Source organism: Vitreimonas sp. (assembly GCF_036392335.1).
In the GTDB taxonomy this organism is placed as follows: Bacteria; Pseudomonadota; Alphaproteobacteria; order Caulobacterales; family Aquidulcibacteraceae; genus Vitreimonas.
Window position 1 is genome coordinate 49,905 of record NZ_DASVYD010000066.1, and the last position, 16,562, is coordinate 66,466.

The following is a 16,562-nucleotide window of genomic DNA, read 5'->3' on the forward strand; positions in this document are numbered from 1 at the left end:
AAGCTTATTGCCAGCCGCTCGAAGATGCCTCGGCCGCCACCTCGTTGGTGGGGCGCGCGATCAGGCCGTTTTGGGTGATCCGGACCTCGTAGCGACCACCGTCCGCCATCGGCATGTAGGCGCCAGAACCGTAAAGCGTATCCACGACCGGCAGCTGCTGACTGTACTCCCGCGCCACTGGCCACAGGTCGATACCACTCTGACGGGTCGGCCGAATGTCGAAGGCGCTCCGCTCAGCCGTGAGCTCTTGCTGAGTATCAGCATACCGCCCGGAGAAGCGATCCAAGCGGTACTGGGCGTTCAAGCCCAGCACGTTGGCCCAGGGCTTCCACTTCAGCACGCGCGCTTCCATGCGCCACTCATCGCCGTGAACTTGAAACGTCCGGGTGATGCCCTGGGGATCTTGTTCGGTTGGGGGCTCAACGACGGTGGCCTCGAACAGCTGCGGCCCAAGCTGACGCGTCTCGATTGTCGCGACAGGGCGGTCCCACGTCAGGCGGTGGTAAGTTTGGATATTGAGCCCAAGTAGGCCCACGATCGCGCCGACCCCAAGAAACAGCGCCCCGCCAAGCACGCCGCGTCCGCCTTTGAACGGCCGGCCGCGGAACATCCAGCCCAAACCACTCAACGCGATCGCCAAACCGATCACGGCTACGAAGCCCGGGATAATCCACCACCACCAAACCATGCTCGTCCCCTTTTGGCGCTGTCCCGCGCACAGGGTTAACCGAAAAACTGGGGCGGAAATAGCTCCGATCAACCAACCCGGTCGCCGGCGCCCGAATCTTTCGCCAGTGCCTTCAAAATAGACGGCAAAATCTCTGGCAAATCCTCCGCAATCAGCCCAGGCCCCAACGCTTCGCCACACTTGCCGTGCAGCCACGCGCCGGCCGCCGCCGCGGCGAAGGCCCCCATCCCCTGCCCGATTAGACCTGCGATAAGTCCAGCCAGCACATCGCCTGAACCTGCAGTTGCAAGATGGGGCGAGCCCGTGGAATTGATGACCACACGCCCGTCCGGATGCGCAATCAACGTGTCCGGGCCCTTGAGCAACACGATCGCGCTGGCGCGGGCGGCGGCCGTACGCACCGCAGCAATGCGATCCACGATCGGCAGGTCGGGAAACAGCCGTTTGAACTCCCCAAGATGCGGGGTGAGCACATCGCGCGGATCCAATTTGCGCTCCAGCGGCGCCAGCAGAGTTAGCGCATCGGCGTCGAGCACGCAGGGGCATCTCTGCGGCGCGGCGAGCGCGGCGTCCAAATAGGTCTTGTACAAAGCGCCCAAACCGAACGCAGGACCGATCACGAGGCATTGCGCTTCACCGGCGGAACGCGCGTAATCATCGGCGGTTTTCGCCTCACGCAACATAATGGCTGTGAGTTGCGCCGCGTTCTCCGCCATCGCATCAGACGGGCTGAGCACCGTCGAAAGACCTGCCCCGATGCGCAAGGCCGCGCGCGCAGATAGTCGCGCGGCGCCGGTGCGGCCGTGCGCGCCGCTCGCCGCGATTACATGGCCACGCGCATGCTTGTGCGCGTCAACGCGGGGCCACGGGAAACGCCAAAGCGCCGGACTGTTCTCGAAAAGGCTTATATTTTGCGCCGAAACCACGCGATCCGGCACGCCGATGTCGGCGACAACGACCTCGCCGCAAAGCGCACGACCGCTTGCGAAAACATGCGCGGGCTTCTTGCGTACAAAAGTGATCGTGAGCGCAGCCTGGAACGCAATGTCGCCCAACGCCCGTCCCGTATCGCCCTCCAACCCGCTTGGCGTATCGATCGCGATCACACGCGTGCGCGGAAGACTCAAAGCGAGGCGCTTCGCGACGCCATCGAGCGGCCGGGCGAGGCCGGCGCCGAACAGGGCGTCGACGTAAAGCGCGGCATCTGGCGTCTCGCCGGAGAGCAGATGCACTTCGCCCAACCAGCGCGCGGCGGCTAACGCCGCGTCGCCGTGCAGCGCCTCGCGCGGGACCAGTGAATGCACCTCAACCGGCCACCCGGCCTCGTGCAGCAATCGTGCGGCGACCCAGCCGTCCCCTGCATTGTTGCCGGGCCCGCACAACAGCGCGACAGGCTGAAGCGCATACCGCGCCATGATCGCCTCGGCGACCGCCCGGCCGGCATTCTCCATTAGGGTCAGCGTCGGAACGCCGGCCGCGGAGGCTGCGGCGTCGATGGCCCGCATTTGGGCGACGGAGATGATTTCATGGCTCACGGCGCTGGTCTCGTTCCTGTGAATAACTCCGTGCGGGGCCAGGATTCCCTCGCCGGCCACACTCTATCGCCTGATAACTGGGCGCCGGCGCCTTTCTGGCGGGCGCCACTGTGGCGCCAGGGCCTGGAGGCGGCATGTCGCCTTTCCGAGTCAGGCCGTGACGTCCAATGAGAAACCGTACTTGAAGCGCGCGGAGTTGGGAGCGCCCACATGAAAAAGATCGAAGCCATTATCAAGCCGTTCAAATTGGACGACGTCAAAGAGGCGCTGCAGGGCATTGGCCTGCAGGGCATGACGGTCGTGGAAGCCAAGGGCTTCGGTCGCCAGAAGGGCCACACAGAACTTTATCGCGGCGCAGAATACGTCGTCGACTTCCTGCCGAAGCTGAAGATCGAACTTGTGGTCGGCGACGACCAAGTCGATGCGGCATTGGAGGCCATTCAAACCGCCGCCAAAACCGGCAAGATCGGCGACGGCAAGATTTTCGTGCTCGACGTGCTCAACGTCGTCCGCATCCGCACCGGCGAAACCGGCGCCGCGGCCGTCTAACAGCGCTTCCCACGGCATATTTTGCGGGCTGCGCCGGACCGAGCCGCGTGCAGCCCGCTTTCGCGACAACAATAACACTCGGTGGAGTATCCGATGTCTGACGAAATTCTGAAGCTGATCAAGGACAAGGAAGTCCAGTATGTTGATCTTCGCTTCAACGACCTTCGCGGGAAAATGCAGCACGTCACCTTCGACGTAAGCATGATCGACAAAGACATCTTCACCGAAGGCACGATGTTCGACGGCTCTTCGATCGCTGGTTGGAAGGCGATCAATGAATCGGACATGGTCATGCGCCCTGACCCAAAAGGCGCACACATCGATCCGTTCTATCAACAGACGACGCTGGCGTTGTTCTGTGACATTCTCGAGCCGGGTACGCTGCAACCCTATTCACGCTGCCCGCGCGGCATCGCCAAGAAGGCGGAAGCTTATGTGAAGTCATCGGGCGCCGGCGACGTCGCTTATTTCGGCCCGGAAGCTGAGTTCTTCGTGTTTGACGATGTGCGCTGGTCAACCGATCCGAACAACACCGGCTATTCGTTCGATTCGACCGAACTGCCTTTCAACACGGGCCGCGCTTATGAAGGCGGCAATCTCGGCCACCGTCCAGGTCCGAAGGGCGGCTACTTCCCGGTGCCGCCGATCGACTCGTTGCAAGACATGCGCGGCGAGATGCTCGAAATCATGGGTCAGCTTGGCCTGAACCCGGAAAAGCATCACCACGAAGTCGCGCCCGCGCAGCACGAACTTGGCCTCAAGTTCAACACGCTGACGACGATGGCCGACAACATGAACTTGTATAAGTACATCATCCACCAAGTGGCTGCATCGTACGGCAAGTCCGCCACCTTCATGCCAAAGCCGTATTACAAGGACAACGGCTCCGGCATGCATGTGCACATGTCGATCTGGAAGGGCGGCAACAATACCTTCGCGGGCGATCGCTACGCCGATCTCAGCGAAACCTGCCTCTACTACATCGGCGGCATCATCAAGCACGCGAAGGCCATCAACGCGTTCGCGAACTCAACGACGAATTCGTACAAGCGCCTTGTGCCCGGCTACGAAGCCCCGGTGTTGCTCGCCTACTCGGCGCGCAACCGTTCGGCGTCGTGCCGTATTCCGCACGGCACGGGCGCGAAGGCCAAGCGCGTGGAAGTCCGCTTCCCCGATCCGGCCGGCAACATGTATCTCACCTACGTCGCGCTGCTGATGGCGGGCCTCGACGGTATCCAAAACAAGATCCATCCGGGCGATCCGCTCGACAAGAACCTCTACGACCTGCCGCCGGAAGAGCTGAAAGAAGTGCCGCACGTGGCGAGCTCGCTGCGTGAAGCGCTGACGTCGCTCGATCGTGACCGCGACTTCCTGCTGAAGGGCGGCGTGATGACCGACGATCTGATCGACGCTTACATCGACCTGAAGAAGGAAGAGCTCGATCGCTTCGAAACCCACCCGCACCCGGTGGAATTCGACATGTACTACAAGGCGTAATCTGCCGAACGAGATGGATTATGGGACGGGCCGGAGAGCGATCTCCGGCCCGTTTTGCGTTGGCGATGGCGGCGGGAGAACTGGCCGATGGCTAACCAGGCACAACCGACAGTGTAGGTCTTGCGGCTGTATAGCTGAGATCTCTACCGTCCAGATGACCAGTCACCACAGTATTTCGGCACTTTTTTTCAAGCGGAGATCAATAGTAAGACTCGATTAAGTACACGCAATGACTTTACCGGGCGGCGTCGCACTACCGTATCGACGCAATTAATTTAGCTCATGTTCGGGGGCATCAAATGCTTGGGCTGCAGAATGGCGCGATCGCAGGTGATATTCTTAAAGCGCTGGACCGCGCGCTGGCGATCATTGAATTCGATCCGTCCGGTCATGTGCTGGCCGCCAACGCGAATTTCTGCAAGGCGATGGGATATGACCTCGCCGAGATCAAAGGCCGCCACCACTCGATGTTTGTCGAGCCGGACTATGCCCGCAGCGCGGACTACAGCGCTTTTTGGCAGAAGCTCGGGCGCGGTGAGTTCGACGCACGCGAGTATCGTCGCATCGGCAAGGGCGGCAAGGATGTTTGGATTCAGGCTTCATACAACCCGGTCTTGAACGCCAAAGGCGTCGTCACCCGTGTAGTGAAGGTGGCGACCGACATTACAGCAGAGAAGCTGAAGAACGCTGAGTTCGAGGCCAAGCTCAACGCCATCAGCCGCGTGCAGGCGGTCATCGAGTTCACGCCGAACGGCGAGGTGCTGTTCGCCAACCCAAACTTCTGCGACACGCTGGGCTATCGCCTCGAAGAGATCAAAGGCCAGCACCATCGCCTGTTTGTCGATCCGGCGTACGCCAATTCAAACGAGTATCGCGAATTCTGGATGACGCTGAACCGCGGTGAATACATGGCCGCCGAATACAAACGCTTCGGCAAAGGCGGCAAAGAGGTTTGGATTCAAGCTTCGTACAACCCAGTGTTCGATCTGAACGGCAAGGTCATGAAAGTGGTGAAGTTCGCCACCGACATCACTGGGCGCGTGCGCGCCGTGAATGACGTCGGCGCCGCGCTGGCCGGTCTCGCGGAAAATGACCTCGCGCAGCGCATCACAGGTCCGTTCTCGCCAGAGTTCGAAAAACTGCGCGCTGACTTCAACGCCGCCCTCGATCAATTGCAGCAGACGATGCGCGACATCATGCAGGGCACGCAAGTCATCCAATCCGGCGCAAGCGAAGTTGCGACCGCGGCTGAAGATCTGGCGCGCCGCACCGAACAGCAGGCCGCCAGCCTTGAGGAGACCGCCGCGGCGGTCGAAGAGATCACCTCAACCGTGAAGAAGGCGGCGGAAGGCGCCTCTCACGCGCAGCGTATCGCCTCCTCCGCCGATGACGGCGCACGCAATGCCTCGAAGGTCGTTAATGGCGCGGTGGAAACCATGGGCGCAATCGCCACGTCCGCACAGCAGATCAGTCAGATCACCGGCGTAATCGACGAGATCGCGTTCCAGACCAATCTGCTGGCGCTGAACGCCGGCGTCGAGGCTGCGCGGGCCGGCGAAGCGGGCCGCGGCTTTGCGGTCGTCGCGCAAGAAGTACGGGCGCTGGCGCAGCGCTCGGCGGAGGCGGCGAAGGAGATCAAGTCGCTGATCGCAACGTCGTCTGATCTGGTGGAAAGCGGCGTACAGCGGGTCGGCGAAACCGGTCAGGCGCTGGAGCGCATTGTCGCGCAGGTGAGCGAGATCGCCAATCTGGTTACAGAGATCGCGGCTGGCGCCTCGCAGCAATCAACGGCGCTGCAGGAGGTTAACGAAGCGGTCGCCGGCATGGACCGTATGACGCAGCAGAACTCAGCCATGGTCGAGGAATCAACCGCCGCCGCACACTCGCTCTCCAACGAGGCCACCCGCGTCGCGGAGGTGGTGGGCCAATTCAGAATCGGCGACGCGGCGCGACCGGGTCGTCCGACCGTGGTGGCCGAACGCGCACCGCAACGCGACAACGCCAAACCCGCGCTGCGTAAGGTCGCCAATGGCGCGCCGACGGAATGGCAGGAATTCTAAGCGCGATCAGGACGTCAAGCTGAGTGAGCCGGAGCCCCGCTCCGGCTCATTTGCTTCAAGGTTGAGTCTCGCGTGCGCGGAAGGCTGTCGCACGGGCGTGTGCATGGTCAACGACCATTGGCGACAGCCGCGCTTCGAGAGCGTTGGCGCGATGGATCGCGCTCAGGTCGCCAGCGCGGCCAGCAACCAGGAACCAGAACAGCGCTTCGCCGCCGTCGGCGCTGACCCCGCGCCCCTCCTCGTGAAGGACCGCGAGATTGTACTGGCTATCGACGACGCCATATTCAGCGGCCTGACGAAACCAACGAAAGGCCGCCGCATCGTCACGCGGCGCGCCTTCGCCGCGCGCATAATACACACCGAGATCATGCATGGCGCGCCGATCGCCGCCGGCTGCCGCGCGCTCCGCCCATTGGCGCGCAAGCGCCAGGTCGGTAGGCACGCCGTCGCCATTCTCATACAGTTTCGCCAAGCGATATTGCGCGGGCGCGTACCCCGCTTCAGCTGCTTCACGAAGCGTCGCAACCGCTTGCGCGGCTTGCCCCACGCTCAAAGCCTGCAACGCGGCATCGTAACGCTGTTCGGGTGAAGCCGTTGTCGGAGTCGCAGGCGCCGCCGACGCGACCGGTGCAGCCAGTGGCCCTACAGTCGGCGTGGCGCGTTCAGGCGCGGCTGCGGACGCCTCGCGCTGATTTTGCAGATAGATGGCTCCCGCTGCGATCACGGCAATCACGCAGGCCACGGCGCGGATGAGCCCGGGGCGACCACGGCGGATGCGCTGCGCCTGCACTTGCGCTACTTCGGCGACCGCGGCGTCGCGCGCTCTCGCCAGCACGCCGTCCTCAAGCGCAGGCGCCATCTGAATGAGTTCGAGCGGCTCAGGTTCGGCGCGGAAAGTGAAGGGCCGCACGGCCGGTGACACGGGATCGGGCTTCTCATCCACCGACTGAAATGGCTCGATCGAGATTGGCGCGACGATGTCCGCAAGCTTAGGCTCCGCCGCCACACCGTCCTCAAGCTCGGCAACCATCCGCTCGGGCGCGCTGCGAAGCGTTACGGCCGGGCCCTTTTTGAGAGGTGCACGCTTGCGCTCCGCCACGCCGCGCCCCGTCAGCATTGTGGCGAGCGTATCGACTGCGGCGGTCGCTTTGGCCCGTGGCGCACTGAGGCCTAAGGGCTGACGCGCCATTTCCGCGACACCGAAGACTTCTGGCTCGAAAGCGAAGCAGGCAACCGGCGTGGTTGCCAGCGTGTCTGAAAAATCCTTTGCCGGAATTTCCGGACGCTTCGGCACACCCGTCATCGAAAGCACGACGTGCGGCTCCGCGCCAAGGCCGCGCGCTCCGCGCAGCACATGCAGCATGTGCTCGGCGTTGCGCAAGCTGGCGAGATCGGGTCCGGCCACGAGGACAACCTCGTCCGCGGCGGCAAGCACCTGCTTCACCCAGGCATTCCACGCATGCGGCATATCCAGCACCACAACGGGACTGGTTCGGCGCACGCTGGCCATCAACTCCATTGCCGCTTCAGCGCTGGGCTCAAAGGAGGCCTGCAAATCTGCCGGCGCCGTGAGCATACGCAATCGACCATTGGACGACACTATCTCATCGAGACGCTCGGCGTTCGCGAGCGCATCGGCCGCGCTGATACGCGGGTCGCCGGCGGCGTTGAAGGCGGCGACGCCGAAGGCGACATCGAGATCAACGAGTGTGGTCTGGAGCTTCTGACGCTCAGCGATCGACCAAGCGAGATTGTAAGCCAGCGTGGAGGCGCCCACGCCGCCGCGCGCGCCAACCACGGCGACAACGCGCGCATTGTCGGTGTTGGCATAAAGTGAGCAAATGGCCTGAACGAGATCGTCCTCGCCGACCGGCGGCACGATGTATTGGCTGACACCGCGAGCGGCGAGATCGCGCAGCAGCGAGATATCATTGACCGCGCCGATCACGATGATCTTCGCGCCCGCGCCGAGACGCGGCGCTAGGCGATCGAGGCCGCTCAGCAATTGGTCGCGCGCCAGCGTGCTTTCCACCACAACGAGGTCGGGCGCGCATTCATCTACGGCCGCGAGCGCCGCCTCGACGCCGCCGCGTTCGCAATAGAATTCGGTGCGCGCCAAGCGCATGTCCATGGCGGCGTGCTCGATGAGTTCGCCGGTCTCCGGTCGGTCCCAGCAGGCGAGGATGGTGATGGCAGGCGCCGGCCGCAGCTCTGGCGCCTCCCCCGCGCGCGGATCGCGCGGGAACGAGCGTTCCGCGCGCTCGCCGGGCCGCGTCGCTTCGCTGCGCGTGAGCAGCAACGGCGCCTCGGCCGTGCAGTCCTCGTTCAAGGGCGGCAGATTGTATTCCACAAGCGGCGGCTGGAAGCATTCGTCGCGCTCGTCGGGGGGATCGAACGGCGGCTCCTCGTCGGTCTCCGCGACCGCGCATTCGGCTTCAACCGGGATGGCCTCGGACGCGATCGCTTCCGCTTCCTGCGGCCCCGCTTCGTTGCTGGCGGCCTCAAACGCCGCCGGCTCCGACGTCATCGCGAATGCGAATTCGGTATCGTCTTCTTCGATCTCGAGTGCGTCAAAGTCGCTTTCGTCCGGCGGATCGAACGGCGGCTCGAGGTCTTCCACGCTTTCTTCAAGGGCGAACACAGCGTCCACGCATGGCTCCGAGGCCGCCGCCGCCATAGCATGGATGGCCTGCGGCATGTCTCCGCCGGTCTGCTTCTGCAAACGGGCGCGTGCGCGCGCCTTCTGGATGTGTGCACTTCTCGCCAATGTCGCCTGCGCCCAATCGACAAGCCCCGCACGTCAAGCGGGCGGAGCGCAGGAAACATTTAAGCTCTTTGTCTTTGCAATCGCGTTAGGAAACGGGGCTAACGGACGTTCACCAACACAACGGGCTGGAGATTGCTCTCCAGCCCGAAATGCTGCGGGTGAAATGGCGTTAGAAGTTCACCGTGCCGCCGAGTGAAATGGCGTCGACGTCGTCATCGGCTTCGGTGCGCGTGTAGTCGGCGCGCAAGCCAAAACCGCCGCCGAGGCGCCAGCCGACGCCCGCGCCATACGAGAAGCCCCCGTCATCGACGCCAGTGCCGCCGATGTCGATCTGCTGATAGCCAGCGCGGCCAAGCACTTCGAAGCCCGACGTGCCGACTGGCAACACGCCGACCGCGTACGCGCCATAAGCGCTATCGAGTTCAGCGCCGTCGTCATCATCCACGCCCAGCGTGCCCTCGCCTTCGATCGCGAAGTTCGGATTGACGCGATAGCCAAGGCGACCCGTCACGCCGCCGACTTCGGCGTCGTCCGCGTCGTACTGGGTATAGGCTGCGCCCGCGTACCATTCTGCGTGCGCAACGGCCGGCAAGGCCATCATCGACGCCGCCGCGACCGCGGCCATAAGTGCAAATTTCTTCATGCTCGCTGCTCCTTCATTGAGCGGCCCCCGCATGCCGTTGACCGGGAGCGAACAATCGGAATGGGGCATGGTTTCGCCGGGAACTGCCATTTCCCGAATGAAATGAAGGCGCCGTGACCCATATGCCACTTAATCCCCTGATGGGCGCGGCCGGCTGCCGTTTACCTCTCGGATACCAAACCCCTATTGGGTGAAAGCCCACAGCCCAAGCATTGATGAACTGGCGCGAAGCGCCTTAAAGCGGACCCCATGGCGCAAACGCAGAAGAAATCTGGTAGCGGCCCCGACAACCTTTGGGGTTCGGAATTGTTTGGCGACAGCGAGGCCCCGCCGGCGGCGGCTGGCGGCTATACCGCCAAGGACATCGAAGTCCTTGAGGGGCTGGAGCCCGTCCGCAAGCGGCCGGGGATGTACATTGGCGGCGTCGATGAACGGGCGTTGCACCACCTCTTCGCTGAAGTGCTCGATAACTCGATGGATGAAGCGGTTGCGGGGTTCGCGGATCGCATCGAAGTTGAGTTGGAAGCGGACGGCACGTTGCGCGTAACCGACAACGGGCGCGGCATGCCCGTCGATCCGCACCCGAAGTTTCCGAAGAAGTCCGCGCTTGAGATCATCATGACGGTGCTGCACGCGGGCGGCAAATTCTCGGGCAAGGTCTATCACACGTCCGGCGGTCTGCACGGCGTCGGCGTTTCCGTCGTGAACGCGCTTTCGGACAAGGTGGAAGTTGAAGTTGCCCGCGAGCGTAAGCTTTATCGCCAGACCTTCTCGCGCGGCACGCCAACATCGAAGCTGGTTGAGGTCGGCCCTGCGCACAACCGCCGCGGCACGACGGTGCGCTTCCATCCGGACGCGGAAATCTTCGGCAAGGGCGCGGCGTTCAAGCCGGCGCGTCTTTTCCAAATGGCGCGCTCGAAGGCGTATCTGCAGCGCGGCACGCAAATTCGCTGGAAGTGCGCGCCGGAGCTGATCAAGGACGACACGCCGGCCGAGACGATCCTGCACTTCCCGAACGGTCTCGCGGACTTTCTCACCGAGCTGACCACGTCGAAACGCGCCGTTGTGAACGAGGCCTTTTCGGGTCGGACGGACAAGGATAGCCCGCACGGCCGCGTCGAGTGGGCGATTACGTGGGTAAGCGACGGCTTCGGCGAAGCGGACGGCTTCCTTCGCTCGTACTGCAACACGGTTTACACGCCGGACGGCGGATTCCATGAGGCCGGCTTCCGCGCGGCGATCACCAAGGGCCTGAGGGCCTACGCCGAATTGCGCAACAACAAGAAAGCTGGCCTCATCACGCAGGAAGACGTGATGAGCACAGGCGCAGGCCTCGTCTCCGTCTTTATTCGCGACCCGCAGTTCGAAGGCCAAACCAAGGGCCGCCTCGTCTCAACCGAAGCGGCGAAGATCGTTGAACAAGCGGTGCGCGATCCGTTCGATCATTGGCTCGCGGCGAACACGCAGGACGCCAATCGCCTGATCGAATGGGCGATCCAACAGGCTGAAGACCGGATGCGGCGGCGCAAGGAGAAGGAAGTCTCCCGCCAAAGCGCCACGCGTAAGCTGCGCCTGCCCGGCAAGCTCGCCGATTGCTCGCGTGCGGGCGAGAAAGACACCGAAATCTTCCTGGTCGAAGGTGACTCGGCCGGTGGTTCGGCCAAGCAAGCGCGTAATCGCGAGACGCAAGCGATCCTGCCGCTGCGCGGCAAGATTTTGAACGTCGCTTCCGCGGGCGCTGAGAAGATGAGCGGCAACCAGGAGCTGGCCGATCTGGCGCTGGCGCTGGGCGTGCAGATGGGCGCGAAGTTCAAGATCGATGATCTGCGCTACGAGCGTATCGTCATCATGACCGATGCCGACGTCGATGGCGCTCATATCGCCTCATTGCTGATCACGTTCTTCCATAAGCAGATGCCGGCGCTCATTCGCGAGGGCCGGCTCTATCTGGCGATGCCGCCGCTCTATCGCGTGACGGCCGGCAAAGAGAGCATCTATGCGCGCGACGATGCGCATAAAGAAGCGCTGCTCAACGGTGAGTTCAAAGGCCGCAAGGTCGAGATCAGCCGCTTCAAAGGCCTCGGCGAAATGATGCCGGCGGATTTGAAAGACACGACCATGAACCCGGAAACGCGCACGCTCGCGCGCGTCATCCTGGATGAGAGCGGCCTGCCGGATTTCGAGAATTTGGTCGAAACGCTAATGGGCAAAAAGGCCGAGAAGCGCTTCGATTATATCCAAGCGAACGCGAAGTTCGTGGCGGAAGAGATCGACGTCTGACGCATCCTGGCGATCTAGTACCTGTGGAAATGTTGACTTTTGCGTCAAATAGAGCCATCTCCCGGCTGTCCGTTGTGCGCGCCTCTAGGGCGTGCTCGCCCTTGCTGAACGCCCCCGTCTGATCCGCAGACGATGCCGGCTGGAAGCGCCAACCTGAAACGGCCCTGCTCTCTTTCGCCCAAGGCGCGAGGAGCGGCGCCTCAAGTGAGATTGAATGAATTCCGAAAATACCGCGTCCCTCGACGCAGAAACTGCCGCTGCCCCGCAAATCACCTTCGACGATCTGGGACTTTCCGAAGCCACGCTGCGCGCGGTGAAGGAAGGCGGCTACAACACGCCGACCCCGATCCAAGCGGCGGCCATCCCCGAAGTGCTGAAGGGCCGCGATGTTCTCGGCATCGCCCAAACCGGCACCGGTAAAACCGCCAGCTTCACCCTGCCGATGATCGATATTCTGGCCTCTGGCCGCTCGCGCGCACGCATGCCACGCACCTTGATCCTGGAGCCGACGCGCGAACTGGCCGCGCAAGTCGCCGAAGCGTTTGACAAATACGGCAAGTATCAAAAGCTGACCAAGGCGCTGCTGATCGGCGGCGTGTCGTTCGGCGATCAAGACGCCCTGCTGGCGCGTGGCGTCGATGTGCTGATCGCAACGCCTGGCCGGCTGCTCGATCACTTTGAGCGCGGCAAACTCTTGCTGACCGGCGTACAAGTCATGGTGGTCGATGAAGCCGACCGCATGCTGGACATGGGCTTCATCCCGGACATCGAGCGCATTTTCAAACTGACGCCGTTTACCCGCCAGACGCTCTTCTTCTCCGCCACCATGGCGCCTGAGATCACGCGCATTACCGAGGCATTTCTCTCCAATCCGCTGCGCGTGGAAGTCTCCCGGCCGGCCACTACGGCGAGCACGATCACCCAGCGTGTCGTCATGCTGCCGGGCAACGATCCGCGCACGCGCCGCGCCGCGCTGCGCGCTGTGATCAATGCCGTGGAAGTCAAGAACGGCATCGTCTTTTGCAATCGCAAGACTGATGTGGACGTGGTCGCGCTCTCGCTGAAGCGTCACGGCTATGATGCGGCGCCGATCCATGGCGATCTGGACCAGAGCTTGCGGACGAAGACATTGGATCGTTTCCGCTCGGGTGACTTGAAGATTTTGGTGGCGTCCGATGTGGCCGCGCGCGGACTGGACGTTCCGGACGTCAGCCACGTGTTCAATTACGAGCCGCCGCGCAGCCCGGATGATTATGTGCACCGCATCGGCCGCACCGGCCGCGCTGGTCGGCAGGGCGCCTCCTTTACGCTGGTTGGTCCGGGCGACAAGAAGAGCTTGGAGCTGATCGAGAAGCTGACCGGCAAGGAAATCGAGAAGGCGCAGATCGAAGGTCTGCCGGAAGCGGCGATCGGCGACCCGAGCGATCGTGGCGGCCGCGGTCGCCGCGCCGAGGAGCTCAAGAAAGAGCATTCGAAGCGTTTGTCGGAAAAGAAGCAGCGCTATGTGAAGCGCGATGCTGAGCGGCCGACAGCGTCGATGGAGCCCATCGAGCAAAGCGAAGCGCCGCAGGAGCGTAGCGAGCGCAAGCCGCGCAATGAACCACGCCGCGAAAAGCGCGCCGAAGCGCCGGCGCGTCGCGAGCAAGAGCGCCGCCCGCCCCGCGACGAGCGCGGCGGCGATGTGCAAGGCTTCGGCGACAATCTGCCGGCGTTTTTGCGGAAGAAATGACGATTATCGGACCGCCGGCTTCCAGCCGGCAAACTTCACAAACATCGCGGGCCTGGAGCGCCCATTCCAGGCCCGCTTTCATTTGCAGCTTGTGAAGATGCCGGCTGGAAGCCGGCGGTCTGAGCCTTACGGCTTGATCCGGCCTTCGACCTGCTTCTTGAACGTCGCGCCATAGGGCGGACGCATCATGGCGAGGATTTCGCTTGAGGTCTGGCGATAGACCGCCTTCTCGTGGCTGAATTCCAAGAAGCCCCGATGGCCGTGATAGGCGCCCATGCCTGATGGGCCGACGCCGCCGAACGGCAGATCTTGCATCGTCACGTGGAAGATCACGTCATTGATGGTGACGCCGCCCGAGTGGGTATTGTTGAGCAGCGCTTCGCTCTCCGTCGCGTCCTCGCCAAAATAATAGAGCGCAAGCGGGCGCGGGCGCGCATTGATCTCGGCGATGGCGTCATCGAGGCCGGCATAGGTGCGGACGGGCAGCACCGGGCCGAAGATTTCTTCCTGCATCACGTTCATCTCGTCGGTCGCGCCGAGAATGAGCGTGGGCGGAATCTTACGGTGTTCTTGCTGCGTGAAATCCTCGCCGGCCGGATTGATCTCGACGATCTCGGCGCCCTTGGCTTTCGCGTCATCGATCAGCCCGCGCACACGGTCGTAATGGCGCTGGTTGATCATGGACGTGTAGTCGGCGTTGTCCTTGATGGTCGGATACATCTTGGCGACCGCGCGCTTGGTCTCGTCGACGAAGCCGCGCACGCTCTCACTGGGCGCGATCACGTAATCGGGGGCGAGGCAGATTTGACCGGCGTTCATGGTCTTGCCCGTCATCACGCGCGCGGCCGTCTTGGCCAGATCGGCGCTGCGGCCGATCACGACCGGCGATTTGCCGCCGAGTTCGAGCGTCACCGGCACAAGGTTCTCAGCCGCGGCGCGCATCACGTGCTTGGCCACCGAGGTGGCGCCCGTGAAGATCAAATGGTCGAACGGCAGGCTTGAGAACGCGGCCCCGACTTCGGCGCCGCCGACGATCACCGCGATCTCATCCTCGTCGAAATAAAGATCGATGGTGCGCGCCATCAACGCGGACGTCGCCGGGGTGAATTCGGACGGTTTCAGCATGACGCGGTTGCCCGCCGCGAAAGCGCCGGCGATGGCGTCGAACGAGAGCTGCACCGGGAAGTTCCAGGGCGAGATCACGCCGACGACGCCTTTCGGCTGATAGCGCACTTCGGCCTTCGCACCGAACATGGCGAGCGCGGCGGGCGTCACCTTGCGCTTCTGCGGCTTCATCCATTTCTCGAGGCTTTCGCGGGCTTCCTTGAGCGGGCCGATGGCGCCCGCGATGTCGGTCAGCCGCGTCATGTCGCGCGAACGATTGCCGAAATCGGCGTTCATTGCCTCCACGAAATCATTCTGGTGGGTGATCAGAAGATCAATACAACGCGTGAGCCGATCCTTACGGAGGCGTGCGTCGGGAGGTCCCTTGCTGATGACGAGGCGCTTCTGCAGCTCAAGCACGGCCTGCATGCGCGCTTTGCTTTCCTCGATGGACGGATCGACTGGCTTATTCACGCGGATCTCCGGGATGACTTTTGAACCACTTTACCGGTACGCCGTTGCGTAAGGGCAATTACCAATTTTAACAAAAGCGACTGCGGCGTTTACCACTCGCTCATATCCTGCCCCGTAGCGTCCGACTGTTACAGCAGATTCTCGGAACCGACCCGCGTGACTGATCAAAGCGTGCTTATGCAGGGCCCCGGCGGCCAAGCCGTCGCGCAGGAGACGCTTGACCTCATGCGCCTGCATGGGGTGCCCGCGACGGGCCAGAATTACGAAGTCTGGCTCGGCTATCGTTTGGGTCGCAATCGCCAATTGCGCGAGGCGATCGATGCGCGCATCGCCAGCGGCGAAGGTTTCGCCCCCGACTTCAATACGGACCTTTACGACCGCTTTTTCACCGGTCTCGGGGCCTCGGCGCAGATCGTTCTGGCTGGTGAAAAGATCGCGCGCGATCTCAACCAAGTCGTCGATTTTCTCAAGCAATCCGAGGAGAAGAGCGGGGATTATGGACGTACGCTGGAGAGTGCGGCCAGCGACCTCACCCGCGGCCTGGGCGCCGAGCAGGTTCGACAATTGGTGGCGAGCCTGGCTGCAGCCACGCTCGACATGGCCAACCACAACAAGATTTTGACGGACCAGTTGCAGCGTTCCTCGCGTGAGATCGACACGCTGCGCACCAGTCTTGAATCGGTCCGCGTGGAATCGCTGACCGACAGCCTCACCGGTCTCGCCAACCGCCGCATGTTCGACGAGACGCTGCGCATGCGCCTGGAAGAAGCGCGCGCGCAACGCACCGAGCTTTGCCTGCTCTTGTGTGACATCGACCATTTCAAGCGCTTCAACGACACTTGGGGCCACCACACCGGCGACCAAATCCTGCGTTTCCTCGCCAGCGCTCTGCAGGCGCATGCGCGCCCCGACTTCCTGGTCGCCCGACATGGCGGCGAGGAATTCGCGGTCATTATGCCGCGCGTCAGCCCGCGCGTGGCGGCGCAGACGGCGGAAGCTTTGCGTGCGGCGATCCAAGCCAAACGTCTACGCCGCCGCTCGACCAATGAGGACCTGGGACAAGTGACAGTATCCGTCGGTATCGCCCGCCTTCAGCCGGGCGACACGCCGGCGGGTCTCGTGGAGCGCGCAGACGCGTGCCTCTACGCCTCCAAGCGCAACGGCCGCAATCAGGTCACGACCGATGCGACGCCCGTCCTTTACGTTGCGTAGCGCTTTTCAAGCCAGGAATAGCCA

11 protein-coding genes are annotated in these 16,562 nt (G+C 63.0%); 6 read left to right on the forward strand and 5 right to left on the reverse strand.

The features are described from left to right. Positions 1-4: 4 nt before the first annotated feature. Both VF769_RS15220 and VF769_RS15225 read right to left on the reverse strand, forming a co-directional pair. Positions 5-688, reverse strand: coding sequence for a hypothetical protein (locus tag VF769_RS15220; protein WP_331009277.1), 684 nt, complete (start codon positions 686-688; stop codon positions 5-7). Between the two features lie 68 nt (positions 689-756). Then, entirely contained in the window at positions 757-2,223 is a 1,467-nt protein-coding gene (locus VF769_RS15225) for an NAD(P)H-hydrate dehydratase (protein WP_331009278.1), read from the reverse strand. Between the two features lie 210 nt (positions 2,224-2,433). On the opposite strand from VF769_RS15225, the gene VF769_RS15230 reads away from it, so the two are divergent. The 3 genes from VF769_RS15230 to VF769_RS15240 all read left to right on the forward strand — a co-directional run bounded on the left by VF769_RS15230 (position 2,434) and on the right by VF769_RS15240 (position 6,329). Then, on the forward strand, positions 2,434-2,772 hold the full coding sequence (locus VF769_RS15230) for a P-II family nitrogen regulator (RefSeq protein WP_135210105.1): 339 nt from the start codon (positions 2,434-2,436) through the stop codon (positions 2,770-2,772). A gap of 93 nt (positions 2,773-2,865) precedes the next feature. After that, positions 2,866-4,269 carry a type I glutamate--ammonia ligase gene (gene glnA / locus VF769_RS15235; protein ID WP_331009279.1) on the forward strand — a complete coding sequence of 468 codons (1,404 nt, stop codon included), beginning with the start codon at positions 2,866-2,868 and terminating at the stop codon, positions 4,267-4,269. A 299-nt stretch (positions 4,270-4,568) separates the two neighbouring features. Continuing rightward, positions 4,569-6,329, forward strand: coding sequence for a methyl-accepting chemotaxis protein (locus VF769_RS15240; protein ID WP_331009280.1), 1,761 nt, complete (start codon positions 4,569-4,571; stop codon positions 6,327-6,329). Positions 6,330-6,384: 55 nt separating this feature from the next. Here the strand turns inward: VF769_RS15240 and VF769_RS15245 are convergent, their stop codons facing one another. Both VF769_RS15245 and VF769_RS15250 read right to left on the reverse strand, forming a co-directional pair. After that, a complete protein-coding gene (locus VF769_RS15245) occupies positions 6,385-8,979 on the reverse strand; it encodes an AAA family ATPase (RefSeq protein WP_331009281.1) in 2,595 nt (864 codons plus the stop codon). 286 nt (positions 8,980-9,265) lie between these two features. Beyond that, positions 9,266-9,739: an outer membrane beta-barrel protein gene (locus VF769_RS15250; protein ID WP_331009282.1), complete on the reverse strand. Its 474-nt coding sequence runs from the start codon at positions 9,737-9,739 to the stop codon at positions 9,266-9,268. A 249-nt stretch (positions 9,740-9,988) separates the two neighbouring features. On the opposite strand from VF769_RS15250, the gene parE reads away from it, so the two are divergent. Both parE and VF769_RS15260 read left to right on the forward strand, forming a co-directional pair. Continuing rightward, positions 9,989-12,019: a DNA topoisomerase IV subunit B gene (parE, locus tag VF769_RS15255; protein WP_331009283.1), complete on the forward strand. Its 2,031-nt coding sequence runs from the start codon at positions 9,989-9,991 to the stop codon at positions 12,017-12,019. A gap of 214 nt (positions 12,020-12,233) precedes the next feature. Further along, the gene (locus VF769_RS15260; protein ID WP_331009284.1) at positions 12,234-13,748 is read left to right on the forward strand and encodes a DEAD/DEAH box helicase; all 1,515 of its coding nucleotides are present in this window, start codon (positions 12,234-12,236) and stop codon (positions 13,746-13,748) included. 126 nt (positions 13,749-13,874) lie between these two features. Here VF769_RS15260 and VF769_RS15265 read toward each other — a convergent pair whose 3' ends face one another. Next, the gene (locus VF769_RS15265) at positions 13,875-15,326 is read right to left on the reverse strand and encodes a coniferyl aldehyde dehydrogenase (protein ID WP_331009285.1); all 1,452 of its coding nucleotides are present in this window, start codon (positions 15,324-15,326) and stop codon (positions 13,875-13,877) included. Between the two features lie 156 nt (positions 15,327-15,482). On the opposite strand from VF769_RS15265, the gene VF769_RS15270 reads away from it, so the two are divergent. Then, entirely contained in the window at positions 15,483-16,538 is a 1,056-nt protein-coding gene (locus VF769_RS15270; protein ID WP_331009286.1) for a GGDEF domain-containing protein, read from the forward strand. The last annotated feature ends 24 nt before the right edge of the window (positions 16,539-16,562 follow it).

Coding starts and splice junctions, on each gene's coding strand:
- parE (WP_331009283.1), top strand. CDS start 9,989: ATGGCGCAAACGCAGAAGAAATCTGGTAGCGGCCCCGACAACCTTTGG.
- VF769_RS15250 (WP_331009282.1), bottom strand. CDS start 9,739: ATGAAGAAATTTGCACTTATGGCCGCGGTCGCGGCGGCGTCGATGATG.
- VF769_RS15260 (WP_331009284.1), top strand. CDS start 12,234: ATGAATTCCGAAAATACCGCGTCCCTCGACGCAGAAACTGCCGCTGCC.
- VF769_RS15230 (WP_135210105.1), top strand. CDS start 2,434: ATGAAAAAGATCGAAGCCATTATCAAGCCGTTCAAATTGGACGACGTC.
- VF769_RS15220 (WP_331009277.1), bottom strand. CDS start 688: ATGGTTTGGTGGTGGTGGATTATCCCGGGCTTCGTAGCCGTGATCGGT.
- glnA (WP_331009279.1), top strand. CDS start 2,866: ATGTCTGACGAAATTCTGAAGCTGATCAAGGACAAGGAAGTCCAGTAT.
- VF769_RS15240 (WP_331009280.1), top strand. CDS start 4,569: ATGCTTGGGCTGCAGAATGGCGCGATCGCAGGTGATATTCTTAAAGCG.